The following is a 17,678-nucleotide window of genomic DNA, read 5'->3' as shown; positions in this document are numbered from 1 at the left end:
GCGCAAACACCGCAGGTCAGCGCCCCGGAACCAGGGACGGGAAGGACGGCATCATGAGCGGGCCCACGGACGAGGTGGCGTTCGAGTACATGGTGCTCAGCCGGCACCACTACCTGAGCCCGGCCGGCGCCCGGCCGGAGGGCAGCCGGCTCGATCGCAGCGCCTACATCCTGCTCAGCCGGATCCGGATGCAGGGCCCGATGTCGATCGGCGAACTCAGCGACGCCTTCGGACTGGACGCCTCGACCCTCAACCGGCAGACCGCCGCGATGACCCGGGCCGGGCTGGTCGAGCGGATCCCCGACCCGGACGGCGGGATGGCCCGCAAGTTCCGCACCACCGAGGAGGGCGAACGCCGCCTCGACGAGGACCGCGCCGCGCACGCCCACGCCCTCGACCTGGTGATGGCCGACTGGCCGACCGAGGACGTCCGGACCTTCGCCGAGTTCCTGCGGCGCTTCAACACCGGCATCGAGCGCCTCGACGGCCGCCCCTGGCCCCGCGCCTGACCCACCGTCGCCCGGCACCCCGGCCCCGACGATGCCCGCCCGCCCCACCAGGAGCTCCGACCGCATGGACCGTCCGCAGGCCCCCGCCCTCCTCCTCGACGCCCTCGCCCCCGCGCACCCGGCCGGCATCCTCGACGCCGCCGAGCGGGCCGAACGACGGGGCGCGGACCGGCTGGTGGTCTCCGAGACCGCCTACGACCCCTTCCTGCAACTGGCCCGCGCCGCCGACCGCACCAGCTCCATCGAACTGGCCACCGGCGTGGCGGTCGCCCTCCCCCGCACCCCGATGACGCTCGCCTACCAGGCCTGGGGGCTGCACGCGGCCTCCGGCGGCCGGGCCGTGATCGGACTCGGCTCACAGGTCAAGCCGCACATCGAGAAGCGCTTCGGGATGCCCTGGGACCGGCCCGCCGCCCGGATGCGCGAGTACGTGCACGCGGTGCGGGCGATCTGGCACAGCTGGCAGACCGGCGACCGCCTGCGCTTCCGGGGCGACTTCTACACCCACACGGTGATGACCCCGGTCTTCGCCCCCGACCCGGTCCCGGCCGGGGTGCCGCGGATCCTGCTGGCAGGGGTCGGCCCGCTGATGGTGCGCACCGCCGGGGCGGTCGCCGACGGCTTCCTCAGCCACCCGTTCACCTCGGTCGACTACCTGGCCCGGCAGGTGCTGCCGGCGCTGGCCGAGGAGCGCGGCGCGGCCGAGGCGGCGGGCGCAGCCTGGACCGGGCGGCCGTTCGAGATCGTCGGGAGCGTGCTCACCGCGACCGGACGCACCGAGGAAGAACTGCGGACCCACCGTGCGTCCGTCCGGGAGCGGCTCGCCTTCTACGCCTCCACGCCCGCCTACCGCCCGGTGCTGGCCCAGCACGGGTGGGAGGACCTGCACGAGGAACTGCACCGGCTGTCGCTGCGCGGGCGGTGGCCGGAGATGGCGGCGCTGATCGACGACCGGGTCTTCGACACCTTCGCCGTCGCGGGCAGCGTCGAGGAGGCCGCCCGGGAGATCCACCGCCGCTACGCGGGCCTGGCGACCAGGGTCTCGGTCAGCCTGCCCGAGGACGCCGACCCGGACCTCGGCCTGGACGTCCTGGACGCGCTGCGCGCCCTGGACGGCCGCCCGGCGCCGCACTGACGGGGCCTGGGCGGCTACCCTCCGCAGTCGACCCGGAAGGGCGGTCCGGCCGGAAAACCGGATGCGCCGTATGGTTCGACCGCGCCACCCGCCCTACGGGTGAAGGGTCGTGACAGTGCCTCAGCCCGCGTCGACCTCAACCCGCGTCGGCCTCGGCGCCTTCCGGGCCGGCGTCGTCCGCCGCCTCGCGCGCCGCAGCCTCCCGTGCCGCCGTCATCTCGGCGTAGACCCGCGCACCCCGGTCCGGGGCCAGGTCCAGACAGGCCAGCACACCGGGGACGGCCACGCTCGGCATCAGGTGCCGGTACAGCGTCGAGACCCGGACGGCCAGGTCGGCGCGGCCGGTGAAGCGCTGCGACTGGAGCTGCACGCCGACCCAGGAGGCCGTCATCAGCCCGGCCGTGTCGGCCGGCACCACGTGCGGCAGCAGTTCGCCGCGCTCGCCCGCGTCGACCAGCAGCCGCTCCAGCCTGGAGATCCAGCCGGGCGCGGCGTCGATGCCCATCTGCTTGTCCGCGCCCTGGTCCACCGAGAGCCGGACGGCCGCGCTGACCAGCGGATCGATGGGCACCAGATGCGTGACCACCATCCCGGTGTCCACGAACTCCTGGAGCTTGCAGGAGCGCTCCGGCACCGCCTCGGCCTCGAACTGCCCCTCGATCACCCCTTGCGCGAGCTCCCGCTTCGAGGCGAAGTGGAAGTAGACGGCGCCGCGCGTCACCCCGGCCCGGGCCACGACCTCCCCGATGGTCGCCCGCTCGTAACCGAACTCGTCGAACACCGAGGCCGCGGCCTCCAGAATCAGCCGCCGCGTCCGCAGCGCCCGTTCCTGTCGCGCCACCCCGACCACCCCCACCACACCCGCACCGAAACAAAACCAAACAGCCCGTATCTTACCCGGGGCGCGGGACCGCCCCGACGGCCGTACCGGCGAGGGCGCCCGCACACGGGCTGTCAGAGAATACCGACCGTGCGGTCCGCTCCGAACGCGCACCCCGGGGCCGGCTCGCCCTCACCCGGTGCGGGGGCGTACTCCCGGGCGCGCCTCCCGGACCTGCTCCGAGTGTGCTCCGGGTGAACTCCCGGGCGGCGACCGGCCGGAGAGGCCCGACCCCACCCGTCCCGGCCCCACTCGTCCCGGCCCCGCTCCGCTCACCCCGCCTCCGCCCGGTCGAGCACCGCGACCGCCTCGACCTCCACCAACTGGTCGTGGTACCCGAGCACGGAGACCCCCAGCAGGGTGCTCGGCACATCGTGCGCGCCGAGGTACTCGCGATAGACGTTCCAGACGGCCACCAGGTCGCTCTGCCGGGAGGAGGCCACGTACACCGTGGTGCGCACCAGGTCCGTGAGCGCGGCACCCTCGCCCTCCAGCACGGTGACCAGATTCCGCATCACCTGGTGGGCCTGCCCCGCGTAGTCGCCCACGGCCACCGTGCGCCCCTCGGTGTCCAGCGGGCAGGCTCCGGCCAGCCAGAGCGAGCGGACCGGCACGTCGACGGCCGCCGCGTAGGCGTAGTCGACGGCCTGGGTGAGCCGGTGGTTGCGGATCAGCCTGACGGCGCTGCTCATGGGTGCCTCCCGGACGGTCGTTCGGTGTTGTCGGAACCATCGTTCGAAGCCGGGGACGGGACCGTCAATCGATTTACCGCGACACCCCGCCCGCCCCGGGCCCCGCCGGTCGGGAATTCACCTCTGCGGGTGATGGCGGCACGGGAGCCCGAACCGGGATCCTGGTGGTTCGCCGACGACCGAGGGGGCTGCCGTGCCGTTTCCGCACACCACCGGGGGCTGGGGCCGCCGCCGGCTGCTGGGGGTCGCCCTGGGGGCCGGTCTGGCCCCGCTGGGGGCCGCCTCCGCCGCCGCCCGCCCCCGCGAGGAGGACCCGGGGCTCCCGCTCGGCCTCCGGGTCGCCGCCGTGGCGACCGCGCAGATCGGCGTGCCGTACGCCTGGGGCGGCGGCGACCGGCTGGGGCCGAGCCTCGGCTTCTGCGACGAGGAGAACGGCTACCTGAACGGGCAGTGCCTGGGCGAGAGCACGATCGGCTTCGACTGCAGCGGCCTGTCGCTGCACTGCTGGTACCGGGCCAGCGGCGGAGCGGTGGAGCTCGGCCACTACACGGTCGCCCAGTTCCACCGCTCCGCCCCGGTCGACCGGTCCGGACTGCTCCCCGGCGACCTGCTGTTCTTCTCCCGCCCGGACGCGCCGCTGCACCATGTGGGCCTCTGGGCCGGTGACGGCGCGATGATCCACGCGGAACGCACCGGCACCCTGGTGGCCCGGGTCGAGAACGTCCTCGACCTGCCGCGCTGGGCCGGCGAGTTCGCCGGCGCCCGCCGCCCCCTGCCGCTCGACCGCTGACCCGCCGACCCGCCCGACCTGCCGACCGCCCGACCCGCCGACCGAGGCCGAGCGGGTCACGGGGTGCCCGGCAGCTCCGCGTGGATCCGGGCGAGCAACTCGTGCAGGACGCGCCGTTCCGCCCCGCTCAGCGGGGCCAGCACCTCGTCCTGCACGGCCAGTGCCTCGGCGCGCAGCTCGGCGAGCAGCGCCCGGCCGGCCTCGGTGACGGTGACCGAGAGCCGACGGCGGTCCGCGGCGTCCCGGGTCCGTTCGACGTACCCGGCGAGGGCCAGTTGGTCGGCGACCTTGGCCATGTCACTCGCGTCGACCCCCAGCCGCCGCACGAGGTCCCGCTGCGCGTGGGGCCCGAAGTCGGCCAGCGCGGCGAGCACCGCCATGTCCCACAGCCGCAGCCCGCGCCGGGCGAGGCGTTCGGCGAGCCGCGAGCGGGCCGCCTTCCCGGTCCGGGACAGCAGATAGGTGCTGAGGTCCAGCAGTGTCGGCGGGGTCGCCCGGGCGGGTGACGGACCGTCGGCGGCGGGAGCGGTGGAGCCGGGTTCCTCTGAGGCCATGGGAGAAGTCTAGGGTGCGGCCCTATAGTGGGAACAGACCCACGATTTCGTAGCCGTAACGACCCCGCACCCGAGGCGAGGAACCCTGACCATGGACGCCCTGTACCACCGCCTGCTCGTCGCCGACTTCCCCGCCTGCTACGGCTTCTACCGGGCCGTACTGACCCCGCTGACGGGCGCCGCCCTGGTCAAGGGGACGCCCGACGGCCCCTACGCCACCTGGGACCTCGACGGTCAGGCCGTGCTGTCGCTGTTCGACCGGAGCCTGCTGGCCGCCGCCGTCGGCACCGCCGCACTGCCCGCCGAACCGGCCGCCACCGCCCAGGACGGCACCATGCTGGTGTTCCGGGTCGAGGACGTCGGGCCGGCGTTCGACCTCTGTCTGCGGCACGGCGCCGACCCCGTCGTCGGCCCCACCGACCGCCCCGAGTGGGGGCCGGGACTGCGCACCGCCCATCTGCGCGACCCGGAGGGCCGGCTGATCGAGCTTCAGTCGTACTGACCCGCCCCGGCCACCGGTCCGGACCGGGCGGGGGCTCAGCCGCGCGGGCGGCGCAGCATCTGCTGCGGCAGGCTGCCGGCGGTCCAGTAGCCGTCGAGGATGCGCAGCAGGCCCTCCGGGTCCCGCATCACCTCGGCGATCCGGTCGCCGTGGGCGTCGGCGAGGGGGTCGCGGTCGACCGTGCGGCGGTCGGCGGCGGTGAAGGAGGAGGAGTAGGCGTGGCAGGCGGGGCACCAGAGGTAGTTGATCATCGACGGGCCGCTCCGGCCGAACTCCTCGTGGTGGTAGGAGCGCAGGCCCGCGTGGTCGCAGACCGGGCAGATGCGCTCGGCCACCGGCAGGTCGAGCTGGTCGCGGAGTGCCTCGCGGTGGTTCTCGTCGTACGGCCGGGCCATCGGACGGTGGTCCTCTCGGTAGTGCGGGTCGTGCGGGTCGTGCGGGTCGTGCGAGTGACACAGGTCGTGCGGGCGGCACGGGTCGGCCGCGGCGGGGCTTCCCCGCCGCGGCCGGCCCTACCGGTGAGCCGTGGGAACGGCTCGGTCATGGGTCAGTCCTGTCCCGATATCCTCCGCCACATCATGATGCCGAAGTCTTCGGCGTCCTTCTCGGTCCCCGTGTCACCGTAGTTGCGCATCCGGTTCTGGTGGTGGGTCTCGTGGAAGAACGTGATCACGGCCTCCCGCATGTTCCGAAGGCCCTTGTTGGACATCTCGATGATCGGCAGTCCGTTGCGGCCGGTCTTGGGCTTCGCCGGGTACGGATAGCTCGTCCGGTACGTGTGCGGGCTGTTGCCGTAGTTGAGCTCGCCGGTGTTGCCGTCGATGATCCGTTCCTTGTGGACGACGTCGTACTTGTCCCACTCGGCGCGGTAGCCGGCCCGGGACAGGTACTGCTTGAGCCGACCCAGGCTCACGACCGGGCCGTCCGCGTACTCGTTGGGCTTCTTGTCGGGCTTGCTGCGGTAGGCGTTGCCGTCCTTGGTGCCCCCGTTGCCGGCGTCCGGGGTGGCCGCGGGCTCGTCGGCGCTCTTCGCACCGCTCTTGCCGCTGCCGCCCGGCTCCGTCCCGCCCTTGCCGGTACCGGACTTCGGGGTGGACGGGGCGTCCCCGCCCTTGGGTGTGGTCGGCTCCGGATCGGCCTTGGTAGTGGTCGGCAGGTCGCCGGAGAGCAGCTTCTTGACGGCGCTGACCACGTCGTCACCGGACTCGACGGCGACCTTGACGGCCTTGACCGCCTTGACGCCGGCGCTGATCATCTTGACGGCGCCGTAACCGTCGATCAGCAGTGAGCCGACCACGCCGGTCCACTGCCCGGCCACGTACGAGGTGGAGCTGGTGTCGACGCCGAACACGTTGGCGAGCGGGTGGTCGTCGACGTAGCCGGTGTGGCCCAGCCGGAACGGGGAGTCGTTGGAGTACCCCGTCATGTCGTTGAACACGTCGTTGTCGCCGTTGGCGATGTCGGCGAACGAGTTCCAGCCGTCGGAGAGCCAGTTGACGCTCCACTGCCACGGGTCACCGACGATGGAGTCGCCGACGCCGGTGAAGAAGCTGCCGACGTCGCCCCAGCTCCACCAGAGACCGTTGGGGTCGCTGCCGGAGGTGGGGTTGCCGGCCCCGTAGCCGTAGCCGCCCATCTGGTTGGGGTCGCCGGCCTCGAAGACCGGGTCCACCTGGAGGAAGCGGCCCTGCACCGGGTCGTACTGCCGGGCGCCGAGCAGGTCGAGGCCCGAGGTGGTGTCGGTCGGTCTGCCCAGGTAGCCCCGGTTGTCCGCCCAGCCGCCCGGCGCGGTGCCGCGCGGGTTGCCGTACGGGTCGAAGGCGCGCCGGGTGACGGCCAGGGTGGTGCCGTCCACCTGGAGTTGGGCGGTGCCCTGCGGGGTGGTGGGCTGGTAGCTGATCGTCCCCTTGCTGGAGCGGACCGTCACGGTGCCGTCGGGCGCGCGGTAGTACCGCAGGCCGGTCACGGTCCTGGTGGCGGTGTCCAGGGTGAGCTGCTGGGTGCCGGAGAACAGGTAGAGCGTGGTGCCGGCCGGTCCGCGCTGGAGCAGCAGGCCGCCGTCCGCGTCGTACAGGTAGCCGGTCTGCTTGCCGTCGGTGGTGACCGTCGCGGTCCGGCCCTCGGCGTCGTAGCCGAAGGACTGGGTGGACGGACGGGCACCGGTGGTGGTCCGGGTCTCCACGTTCCCGGAGGCGTCGTAGCCGGGGGTCAGCACACTGGTCCCGGCGGTGGGGTTGCGGGTGGTGACGCTGGTGACCGCGGTCGGCTTCCTGGTCGGAGTGTTGCCGCCGCCGGGGTAGGCCAGGGTCTGCGTGGTGTCCTTCGCCGCGTTGCCGGTGACGTCGTGGCTCACCTGCTGGGTGCGGTCACCGAGCCGGTTGAACTGCCAGTCCAGCCAGTACGGGTCCGGGCCGCCGACGGTCGACGGCGTGGGGCGCGCGGTGTTGCACTGACCGAGCTGGCCCGCCGTGGCGGCGGTCAGCCCCTTGGTGTCGGTCCAGGCGGTGACCAGCCGGTGCTGGGCGTCGTAGCCGAAGCACTGGGTGTCGACGGTCCGGTCGGTGCCGCCGCTGGAGCGGACATCGGAGACCGCGGTGACGTTGCCCGCCTGGTCGTAGCGGTAGGAGGTGTCGGAGATCGGGTTGGCGGTGTTGCTCTGCAGGGTGACCCGGTTGGTGGCCGGACGGCCCGTCGCCTGGTCGTAGGTCTGCGCGGTGCGCAGCTGCTTGGCCGGCGTGCCGAGGGTGGTCTGCAGCACCTGGCCGAGCGGGCTGTACTGGACCGTGGCGACGTACGGCCGGCTGGGCGAGCCCATGCTGACCAGGCCGCCCTCCAGGTTGTAGCCGTAGCCGACGGTCTCCGCCGGGAGCCCGCCGGCGGCGCCGTACTCGGACGAGGCCAGCAGGCCGACGGTGCTGGTGTACGAGGCCTTGGCGGTGTAGGTGCCCGCCAGCGCGCCCTCGCTCGACGGGATCACCGTGGTGGTCCCGGTCGGCTGGCCGACCGCGTTGTAGCCGTCGAACTTCTGCACGTAGGCACTGCCGGCCTTGCCGCCGACATAGCGGACGGACGCGACCGGCCGGCCCTTGCCCAGGCTGTCGTACGTCCACTCGGCCAGCAGCTTGGTCGGGTCGCCGGCAGTGTCGCCCGCGTACTCGGCGGTCCGGCGGCCCAGCCCGTCGTAGCTGAACGAGAGGCTCTGCTTGCGGGCGTCGGTGGTGCGGACCACCTGGCCGAGGTCGTCGTACCCGGTGCTGGAGTCCCCGGTGGACGGGTCGCTCTGGCCGGTCGTCCGGCCCTGGAGGTCGTACGTGTAGGACCAGGTGTTGCCCACGGTGTCCTTGACCGTGGCGATCTGGCCGCGCGGCGTGTAGGTGTAGCGGGTGGTCAGGTCGGCGGCCGGGGTGGTGTTCGCCGTTCCGGTGGACCAGAGCTGGACGTTGGCGGCGTCGTAGACCGCGACGTTGTCGTCCGCCTGCACCTTGAGGTAGCCGCCCGCGTGTCCGGCCGTCCCGCTGGACCACAGGATGGTCTTCCCGGTGGCGTCCAGGACCACGAGGTTGCCGTCCGCCTGCATCAGCGCGTAGGCGCCCGGGTGCCCGCCGGTGTTGGCGGACCAGAGGGTGCGGTTGTCCACCAGCGCGGTCAGCACGAGGTTGCCGTCGGCCTCCATGGCGAGCCGGACGCCCGCGGAGAGCACCGAGGTGCCCGAGGAGAGCCGGCTGCCGCCGTCGAGCTTGCGGTCCGGCGTGGTGTCGCGGACGGTGGTGGCGGTGGTCCGGCCGAGCGCGTCGGTGTAGGTGCTCTTCGCCTTGCCGCCCTGGGCCGGCGTGGTGTCGACCCGGTCGACGCCCCGGTAGGTGGAGGTGGACTTCCACAGCGTGCTGGCGAAGGACACCAGCGTGGTGGTCACCGGACGGCCCTGGCCGTCGAAGGCGGTGCGGGTCACCGACGGGCCGGTCCGGTTGGCCTCCGCCCACATGGTGGCGGACGGGGCGTTGGCGGCATCGGCGTAGGTGCCGATGCTGGAGACCGTCCAGCCGTGCGAGTCGTAGTAGGTGGAGGTGACCAGCCGGCCGGCCGAGTTGTCCGCCGGGGTGGACTGGGTCTGCCGGGGCTGCAGGGTGCCGTCGTAGATGGTGACGGAGGTGCTGTAGGAGCCGTCCTCACGCAGGCCCTTGGTGGTCACCGAGGACGGCGTGGGGTTGTCGCCCGCGCCGTGCACGTCGTAGGCGTACGTCCGGTCGGGGGTCTGGGTGGCCTTGTCGCGGCCGGGGGACCAGACCTTCTCGCGGCGGCCGAGCGCGTCGTACGTCGCGTCGGTGACCAGGTTGTTCACGTCCACCGCGTGGGTCACCGACCCGCGGCCCGGGGAGACCGTGCTGCTGGCCGCCCACTTCAGCGGGTTGCTGGTGCCGAGCTTGGTCGGCAGGACGCCCGACGGCGGGTCGTAGCTGCTGGTGGTGGTCCGGCCCGCCGCGTCCGTGCTGGCGGTGACCCGGCCGTACCGGTCGAAGGTCATCGCGCCGAGCACCTGGAACTGCGGCTTGCCGGCGGCGTCGTAGGAGGTGGCCGCCTCGGTCGCGGTGACGTTGCCGAGGGTGCGGCCGTTCTGGCCGAGCACGCCGAGCGTGCCGGGCCGCTCGACCGAGCCGTCGCCGTCGTAGTAGACCCGCTTGTGCGACAGCGTGGTGGTGCTGCCGGGCGCCGTGCTGCACGGGCCCGCGAGGCTGATCGTCTCCTTGGGATAGACCAGCATCATCGGGTTGTCCGACGGGGCGTCGGCGTACGTGGTGACGGTGCAGGTCCGCTGCTCGGGTGCCGAGAGGTCGCCCTCCTCGTCGGCCTTCCAGATCCGGCCGTAGCCGTCGAATGCGGTGCCGGTCCTGGTGGTCCGCCACTTGCCGTCCGACAGCAGCCCCATCGTCCGGGACGAGGTGGAGGTGATCCGGCGGGCGGTCGTGTCGGGCAGCGTGGAGAGCTTGTCCGGCGCCGGGTCCTCGGAGGTCCAGGCCTTGCGGGAGGCGCTGGCCGTGACGGTGGTGCCCGGCGGGGAGGTCAGCGTACGGGTGACGACGCTGCCGCCGGCCTGGCTGTGGCCCAGGGTCTGGTACGGGGTACCGGCCATCCAGGCGCTGTCGGTGATCTCCTCGTCCAGGACGTTCTTCACCTTGACGGTGCGCTTGGACCCGTCGGCCTTGTAGTCGCCGTCCATGCCCTGGAGGTAGGAGACGGTGCTCTGGGTGATCGGGTCCGGGGCCGCGCCCGTGGTGGTGGTGACGGTCCGGTAGCCGCGGAAGTCGTTCCACGTCCGGTGTTTGTCGTCGGTCAGCTCGGAGTCGTCCCGGTGCCAGGCGGCGCCGTCCGAGTAGGTGTAGCCGGTGACCTTGGCGGGCGAACCGGCCTTGGTCCGGTCACTGGAGGTGACCTGGGAGACCAGGGTCTTGTGGAACCAGTCCTCGATCGGCTCGACACCGCCCGGGGTGTTCCAGAACACCGGGTAGCAGGCCATGGTGTTGGCGTCGGCCGAGGCCGGCATGGTCTTCTTCTCGCGCGAGCACTCCGGTGCCCGGTAGGTGACGGCGACCGACTCACCGGTCTCGGTCTGCACGCTGGACATCCGCGGGTGGTACAGCGGCGGGGCGGCCGGGGTGAGGCCGTCGACCCGGTTGTCCATCTCGATGCCGACGAACTTGACCGGGTCGAGGCTGATCGGGCCGTCGCCGCCGGCGGAGGTGTCCTTGCCGGTGTGCACGATCTCCGAGAGCCACATCACCGACTGCAGCGAGCCGGTGGCCTTCGGGTCCTGGGTCTTGCCGGTGACCGGGTCGTAGGTGCCGCCCGCGTCCGAGAAGACCTGCTTCAGCTCGTAGGTGTCGACGTCCTGCCAGCCGGAGGACGTCCGGACCCTGGTGTCGACGCCCTTCAGCCGGTGGGTCTGCCAGAAGGTCGGACCGCTGATCAGGCAGACGCCCTCGGTGTCGCCCTCGTCCCCGATCTTGGTCTTCCAGTCGGAGGGGCAGTTCAGGTCGTACGGGGTGTCCGGCCAGTCCTTGGCGGTGTCCGAGGAGAGGTTGCCCTCCTTGCAGACGGTGTCCGAGGTGGTGCACCGCTGGGCCGTGCGGAAGACGACCTCGGCGGCCGGCTCGCGGCCCGCCCGGGCGTCCGCCAGCTGGTAGCCGTACGAGATCCGGGTGAGGTGCCCGCCCCGGACGTACTTGGTGAGGGTGCCGCCCTTCTCGTCCTTGTCCTCGTCGGGGACCTGGCCGAAGCCCATGTTGTAGTAGTTGGACTCGGTCGACCAGTCGTAGCGCTGCACGTTGCCGTGCGGGTCGACCACGAAGTCCAGGTTGAACCGGTAGCCCACCGGCCGGTCGCACCGGGAGTCGTCGCCCTGGTCCGAACTGTGGCACGGGTCGCCCGACTTGGGATGGTAGACCGGGATGCCCCAGGCGCTGTCGGTGGCGTCGTCCGCGGTGCCGCCGGGCGCGTGGTTGAGGCCCAGGTAGTAGGCGGTGCCGTCGGTCGTGGTGACCTTGAAGTACTCGCCCTGCCAGAGGCCGTTGGTCGCGCCGCTCAGCCGCTCGATCCGGGTGCCGTCGTCCGACAGCAGGTGGTAGAGGCCGTCGGAGTCCTTCACCAGCTGGCCGCTGTGGCTGCCGAGCGAGAGGGTGGCGTTCCAGCCGGCCCAGCAGGAGTCGCCGGAGTCCTTGATGCCCTGGTCCTTGCAGCTCTTGTAGGAGCGCTCGATGAAGCCGGGGCTGTAGGACCAGCCGTCACCGATCCAGGACGACTGGGAATTGCGGGCCGAGGTCTCGCCGTCCACCGACTGCGAGTCGTAGGACAGGCTGACCGCCGGAGCCTCGCCCCCCAGGGAGGGCGGCACCGTCACCGGGTAGTGGTAGGTGAAGGCACCCGAGGCGGAGGCGGACCAGGCGCCCGAGGCGGACAGCGAGGTCGCGCCGAAGTCGCCCTGGGACCCGCTGGTGCCGGCCACGGCGGCCACCGCGACGCCGGCGGAGGACTGCGCGGCGGCGGTCGCGGCGGACGGTGCGGCGAAGACGCTGCCCGCCTTCGCGGCACCGGTCCCGGCGCCGGTGGCGGCGAGCGCGACCGTGCCGCTCAGTTTCCGGTTGACCGGGTCGTTGACCGCCTCGACGGGCGTGCGGGTGCGGCAGGCGGCGAGCTGCGGCGTGGTCAGCGCGCACGCGGGCATCGCCACCAGCTGCAGCCGGGAGGCCCAACCGCCGCCGTACGCCTGCTCGATGGCGCCGTAGTCCAGGGACACCGCGACGTTGCCGGTCTCCGTCCGGGCGTCGGCCCGGTCCAGACCGACCAGCAGGCCGTCCACGCCGGCCTTCTTGGCCTGGCCCCGGTCGGCGAGCTTCACCCGGACCGAGGAGACCGGGCTGACCGGGGCGACCGCCGGCGCGAGCGCCTCGGCCCGGGCGCCGAGCGCGGTGGGCGCGGCGGGCGAGACCGAGACCGGCAGGTCGCCGGCCTTCGCCCCGCCGGCCGGCGCCGCCAGGCTGCGCGCTGCCGGGACCTTCCCCAGGTCGACGGTGGCGGTCCCGGCGGCCGGCCATCGCACGGGTTTCACCACGTGCGGGACCAACTCGCGGGCCCCCGGCGGGATCGCCGGGGAGACCGCGCCCCCGGGCCGGCTGTCGGCCGGGCCCCCGGGGACCTTGGGCAGGTCGGGGAGCGGGTCCGCCTCCCAGACCTTGTCCGTGTACTGATATCCGCCGACGATGGAGTCGGCCACGGCGAGCGGTGTCACCAAGGAGAGGACCGCGGCCGTCGCGACCGCGACGGTCCCCCGTTTCATCCAGGCCCGTTTCCGGACACCGCTGACTCCGCGCGTTCCTGCGCGCATGTTCAATCCCCCAGAGAACAAAAAACAGCCGGTGCCTGACGGACCACCAGCTGACGGCTCATTCGGCCGTTCGGAACCGTATTGCCATGGTCAAGCCAAGGCAATACCCTTCCCCAGCGGTCACTCCGACCTCTTTCGTCACACGGGCCCCAAGAAGCCTCCACAAGTGACACCAGGGCGAGCAAAGACCGCAAATCCGACACGTGGCGGGGGGCCACGGGGCGACCGCCGTGTGAGGAGAGTCACAGCGGCGCCCGGGGCAGCCCGCCTCCGGTCCCTGAAAGGGCGATCCATGGGGGAGCACCTCCGCGCCCGGAGAAATCCGGTGCGCTCACTGACACGCCGTCTGGCGCTGTCGGCCGCGGTCACCGGCCTGCTGCTCGGCAGTGCCGGTCCCGCGCTGGCGGACGACCCGGCCGCCGGCGCCGCGGGCCCGGCCGGCGCGACCACCCCGGCGGACTCACCGCTGGCGGCCGCCAGGGCCGAGGCCGCCCGGACCGGCGCGCCGGTCACCGTCGACAGTCTGACCACCGAGACCGCGCAGACCGTCGCCAACGCCGACGGCACCTTCAGCGTCACCACCCACCTGCAGCCCGCCCGGGTGCGCAAGGACGGTCACTGGAAGGACGTCGACGCCGCCCTCACCAGGAACGGCGACGGCACCCTCTCCCCCGCGGCCACCCCCTCCGGGCTGACCCTCTCCGGCGGGGGCGGCGGACCGCTGGCCACCCTCACCGACACCGAGGGACGCAAGCTCTCCTACACCCTGCCCTTCCCGCTCCCCGCCCCGGTGGTGACCGGCAGCACCGCGCGGTACAACGGCGTCCTGCCGGGCGTCGACCTCAAGGTCACCAGCACCGACCAGGGCGGCTTCCACGAGGTGCTGATCGTCCACGACGCCGCGGCGGCCGCCGACCCGGCGCTCGCCGCGCTCAAGTTGACCACCCGGGTCAGCGGCGGCCTGTCGCTGACGGCCGACCAGGACGGCCGGGTGGCGGTCACCGCCGCCGACGGCAGCGCGGTGTTCCGCTCGCCGACCCCGCTGATGTGGGACTCCGCCACGACGCCCGGCCCGGCCTCCGCGCCGGCCGTGCCCGCCGTGCCCGCCGCACCGGCGTCCAAGCCGCTCGCCGGGCCGCAGGCCGCGTCGCGCGCCGACGCCCCCGCGGGCAACCTCCCCACCGACCCCGGACCCACCGGCACCGAACCCGCCACGGCCTCCACCCCTGAGCAGCCGGGCAGCTCCGCTCAGGTCAAGCGGATCGCGGTGACCCAGCAGGCCGACACCCTGACCCTGGTGCCGGACGCCGGGCTGCTGGGCGGCGCCGACACCGTCTGGCCGCTGTACATCGACCCGTACACCAGCCCCGTCACCAGCAAGAAGAGCCACTTCATCACCGTCAAGGAGGGCTGTGCGGGCCAGAGCCCCTACGACGACGCCCAGGACAACGGCGAGGGCGTCGGCTACCAGCGCTGGCAGGACTGCTTCGGCCTCAACCGCGCCTACTTCGAGCTGAACATCGCCAATCTCGACAAGAAGATGGTGATCTCCAAGTCGGTCGTCCACCTGACCTCGACCTACGGGGCCTCGTTCGACTGCGACAACGAGAGCGACATCCGGCTCGCGACGGTGACCGGGATCAGCGGGTCCACCACCTGGACCCACCAGCCCACCGTCACCGGTGACGGCTACATCGGCGGCACCCAGAAGGTCAAGAGCTCCAACATCAGCCAGAAGTGCGGCAATCACGCGCTCAGCTTCGACGTCACCGGGCAGATCCGGAAGCTCTCGGGCGTCAAGGACAGCTGGACCTTCGGCCTCTGGGGCAACGAGTCCAAGTCGACCGGCAACAACGACTTCGTCCGCTTCGCCAACAACCCTTACCTGACCACGGTGTTCGACATCGCCCCCGAGGTCCCGGACGGCCTGGGCACCACCCCGGCCACCCGCGCCCCCGCGAGCAACGGCTGCGGCGGCGCGGCGGACGGCTGGATCGGCCAGTCCGGCCTGGCCGGGGACGCCTCCGACATCACCCTCGACGCACACCTCAACACCGAGATGAGCGGGGTCAACCTCCGCTCCCGGTACGAGATCTGGGACACCAAGACCGCGGCCGCCGACGGCGGCTCGACCGACCGGGGCGCCCCGGTCAGCGGCTGGGTCAGCGACGGCGGCACCACCCGGGTCAACATCGGCTTCAAGGTCGCCGACGGCCACCAGTACGGCTGGCACGTCAAGGCCGAGGACGGCACCCTGGCGAGCGGCTGGTCCCCCAACTGCTACTTCAAGGTCGACCTGAGCGCGCCCAGCATCCCCTCCTTCACCGACTCGCCGGTCTTCCCGCCGCTCGGCGGCGACAAGGCGCCCACCGGCCACGCCGGTGACACCGGCGTCAGGATCGCGGTGACGGCCAACGACCCGACGCCCACCGGCTGCACCCGGGGCAGCTGCGTCAGCAGCGGCATCGACCGCTTCGAGTACGCGCTGGACACCAACATCCCGGCCAACGGCGCCGCCTCGGTCAACGCCGTGGCCACCACCGGCGGCAGCGCCGGCGCCGAGGTCCCGATCGTGCTGAGCGCCGCCCAGTGGGGCGCGCACACGCTGTTCGTCCGGGCCGTGGACAACGCCGGCAACACCCAGGGCACCGTCGGCCAGTACAGCTTCTTCGCCCCCTGGAACCCCGCCGCCAAGGTGACCGCGGGTGACCTCGACGGCGACGCGGTGCCCGACCTGGTCGCCCCGACCACCGACGGCGACCTCGTCCTGGTCCGCGGCAACGCCGACCCGGCCGGTCCCCCGGTCAGCGCCTCCACCAAGGCCCAGAGCCCGGACGGCACCGGGTGGGACAACTACCTGATCGCCCACCGCGGCACCGCCACCGGCACCAACGTCGACGACCTGTTCGCCTACTCCAGGGCGACCCACGAGCTGTACCTCTACCAGAACGACGCGGTGACGCCCGGCGGTACGACAGGGCGCTTCACGCTCACCCAGAACGTGGTGCCCCTCCGGAACTCGGGCTCCTGCCCGGCCAAGGGCTCGGACGGCACCTGGAACAACGTCACCCAGATCCTCGCCCCCGGCAAGCTCGCCCAGTTCGCCGACGCCCCCGACCTGATCACCGTCGACAAGGGCGAACTCTGGTACTTCCCCGGGACGTTCCAGGCCGGCTGCAACCTCGCGGCCGGTGTGCGGATCGGCACCGGCGACTGGTCCCGCACCACCCTGGTCGCCCCCGGCTCGGTGGGCGGCGTGCCGACCCTGTGGGCCCGTGACGACGCCACCGGCGCGGTCAGCAGCTTCCCGCTCACCTTCGACGGCGGCGTGCCGACCACCCGGATCGCCGCACCCGGCCACGCCCCGCTGGTCTCCGGCATCCTCGACACCGCCGGCAAGAACCTCTGCCTGGACATCGCCGGCGGCAAGACCGTCAACGGCACCGCGGCCTGGATGTACACCTGCAACGGCACCGACGCGCAGCAGTTCACGCTCGGCGCCGACGGCAGCGTCCACGCCCTCGGCAAGTGCCTGGACGTGAAGGGCGGCGACACCGGCAACGGCACGCCGGTCCAGCTCTACCAGTGCAACAACTCCGGCGCCCAGCAGTGGGCCCCGGGCCCCTACCCGGGCACCCTGAAGAACACGCAGTCCGGCCGCTGCCTGGCCGACCCGGCGGGCAACCGCAACCCGCGCACCCAGACGATCATCTGGGACTGCCTGAACATCGCCGACCAGAAGTGGGCCGCCACCACCGGCAACGCGCTGCCCACCGCGCAGAAGGTGCTGCCGCTCGGCGTCGGCGAGCGGGACCACCCGACCGTCGCCTCCCCGGGCGACGTGCAGGGCACCGGGTTCCCCGCGCTCTACGCCGGCTCCCGCTCCGGCCGACTGACCGAGTACCCGGGCGCCGCGCCGACCGGCGGCCTCGCCGCCTTCGGGGCCCCGGTCGGCATCGGCAACGTCCGTCAGCCCTCCGCCTGGTGGAAGCTCGACACCACCGCGGACAGCATCCGCCCGAGCGGTGGCCTCACCCTCACCGGCGGCGCGGCCCTCGGCACCGACCCGGCGCGCGGCGGGGTCCTGACCCTCAACGGCTCCACCGGGTACGCCGTGACCACCGGCCCGGCGGTGGACACCGGCCGCAGCTACACGGTGTCGGCCTGGGTGAAGCTCACCAGCCTCACCGACAACTCCACCTTCGTGTCGCAGTCCGGCACCAACGCCAACGCCCTCCAGTTGTACTACTCCAGCGGGGCCCACGCGTTCGCCTTCGGACACGCCCACACGGACGACACCGCCGGCGCCTTCACCAGCGCCTACGGACCCACCACCGGCGCGCTGGCACCGAAGACCGACACCTGGTACCACCTGGTGGGCGTCTACGACGCGGACTCCGCGGACCTGCGCCTCTACGTCAACGGCGAGGCCGCGGCGACCGCCGACTACGCGGGCACCGTCTGGAACGCGACCGGCCCGCTGCAGCTCGGCCGCCGCCTCTACAAGGGCGCCTACGGGGAGTACGCCGCCGGCCGGATCGCCGACGTCCAGCTCTACCCCGAGGCGCTCACCGCCATCGGCGTCGCCTCCCTCGACGGCAAGCGGCCCGTCCCGACCCGGCTGAGCTGACCCCCGCCCCGGCCACCGCGGCCCGTCCGCCCCGCACCGGGGCGGCCGGGCCGCAGTCGTTCGCGGGTGCCGCCGGCCGGGGGCGCGGGCCGGCGGAACCGCCGTGATCC

General features: G+C 72.9%; 10 protein-coding genes. 5 read left to right on the top strand and 5 right to left on the bottom strand.

The window, feature by feature from the left end; all coding sequences use genetic code 11:
- The first annotated feature begins 53 nt into the window (after positions 1-53).
- Together ADK60_RS28145 and ADK60_RS28140 are read left to right on the top strand one after the other, a co-directional pair.
- On the top strand, positions 54-509 hold the full coding sequence (locus tag ADK60_RS28145; protein WP_053649683.1) for a MarR family winged helix-turn-helix transcriptional regulator: 456 nt from the start codon (positions 54-56) through the stop codon (positions 507-509).
- A 64-nt stretch (positions 510-573) separates the two neighbouring features.
- Positions 574-1,644 carry a TIGR03617 family F420-dependent LLM class oxidoreductase gene (locus tag ADK60_RS28140; RefSeq protein WP_053649680.1) on the top strand — a complete coding sequence of 357 codons (1,071 nt, stop codon included), beginning with the start codon at positions 574-576 and terminating at the stop codon, positions 1,642-1,644.
- 136 nt (positions 1,645-1,780) lie between these two features.
- Here ADK60_RS28140 and ADK60_RS28135 read toward each other — a convergent pair whose 3' ends face one another.
- Positions 1,781-2,485, bottom strand: a complete 705-nt coding sequence (locus ADK60_RS28135; protein WP_053649708.1) for a ScbR family autoregulator-binding transcription factor — start codon at positions 2,483-2,485, stop codon at positions 1,781-1,783.
- A gap of 311 nt (positions 2,486-2,796) precedes the next feature.
- A complete protein-coding gene (locus ADK60_RS28130; RefSeq protein ID WP_053649678.1) occupies positions 2,797-3,216 on the bottom strand; it encodes a RidA family protein in 420 nt (139 codons plus the stop codon).
- A 193-nt stretch (positions 3,217-3,409) separates the two neighbouring features.
- Here ADK60_RS28130 and ADK60_RS28125 point away from each other — a divergent pair, with 193 nt between their 5' ends.
- On the top strand, positions 3,410-4,006 hold the full coding sequence (locus ADK60_RS28125) for a C40 family peptidase (RefSeq protein WP_053649676.1): 597 nt from the start codon (positions 3,410-3,412) through the stop codon (positions 4,004-4,006).
- A 56-nt stretch (positions 4,007-4,062) separates the two neighbouring features.
- Here ADK60_RS28125 and ADK60_RS28120 read toward each other — a convergent pair whose 3' ends face one another.
- Positions 4,063-4,560 (bottom strand): MarR family winged helix-turn-helix transcriptional regulator, encoded by a 498-nt coding sequence (locus ADK60_RS28120; RefSeq protein ID WP_079008741.1) that lies wholly within the window; start codon positions 4,558-4,560, stop codon positions 4,063-4,065.
- 91 nt (positions 4,561-4,651) lie between these two features.
- Here ADK60_RS28120 and ADK60_RS28115 point away from each other — a divergent pair, with 91 nt between their 5' ends.
- Entirely contained in the window at positions 4,652-5,062 is a 411-nt protein-coding gene (locus ADK60_RS28115) for a VOC family protein (RefSeq protein ID WP_053649673.1), read from the top strand.
- 35 nt (positions 5,063-5,097) lie between these two features.
- Here ADK60_RS28115 and ADK60_RS45120 read toward each other — a convergent pair whose 3' ends face one another.
- The gene (locus ADK60_RS45120) at positions 5,098-5,457 is read right to left on the bottom strand and encodes a hypothetical protein (protein WP_053649671.1); all 360 of its coding nucleotides are present in this window, start codon (positions 5,455-5,457) and stop codon (positions 5,098-5,100) included.
- A gap of 152 nt (positions 5,458-5,609) precedes the next feature.
- On the bottom strand, positions 5,610-12,890 hold the full coding sequence (locus ADK60_RS47850) for an RHS repeat-associated core domain-containing protein (RefSeq protein ID WP_053649669.1): 7,281 nt from the start codon (positions 12,888-12,890) through the stop codon (positions 5,610-5,612).
- 373 nt (positions 12,891-13,263) lie between these two features.
- On the opposite strand from ADK60_RS47850, the gene ADK60_RS28100 reads away from it, so the two are divergent.
- A complete protein-coding gene (locus ADK60_RS28100; protein WP_053649667.1) occupies positions 13,264-17,568 on the top strand; it encodes a LamG domain-containing protein in 4,305 nt (1,434 codons plus the stop codon).
- The last annotated feature ends 110 nt before the right edge of the window (positions 17,569-17,678 follow it).

The sequence above is a fragment of the Streptomyces sp. XY431 genome (assembly GCF_001279805.1).
Classification (GTDB): domain Bacteria; phylum Actinomycetota; class Actinomycetes; order Streptomycetales; family Streptomycetaceae; genus Kitasatospora; species Kitasatospora purpeofusca.
Note: the sequence above shows the minus strand (reverse complement) of the source record. Positions and strands in the feature narration are given on the sequence as shown.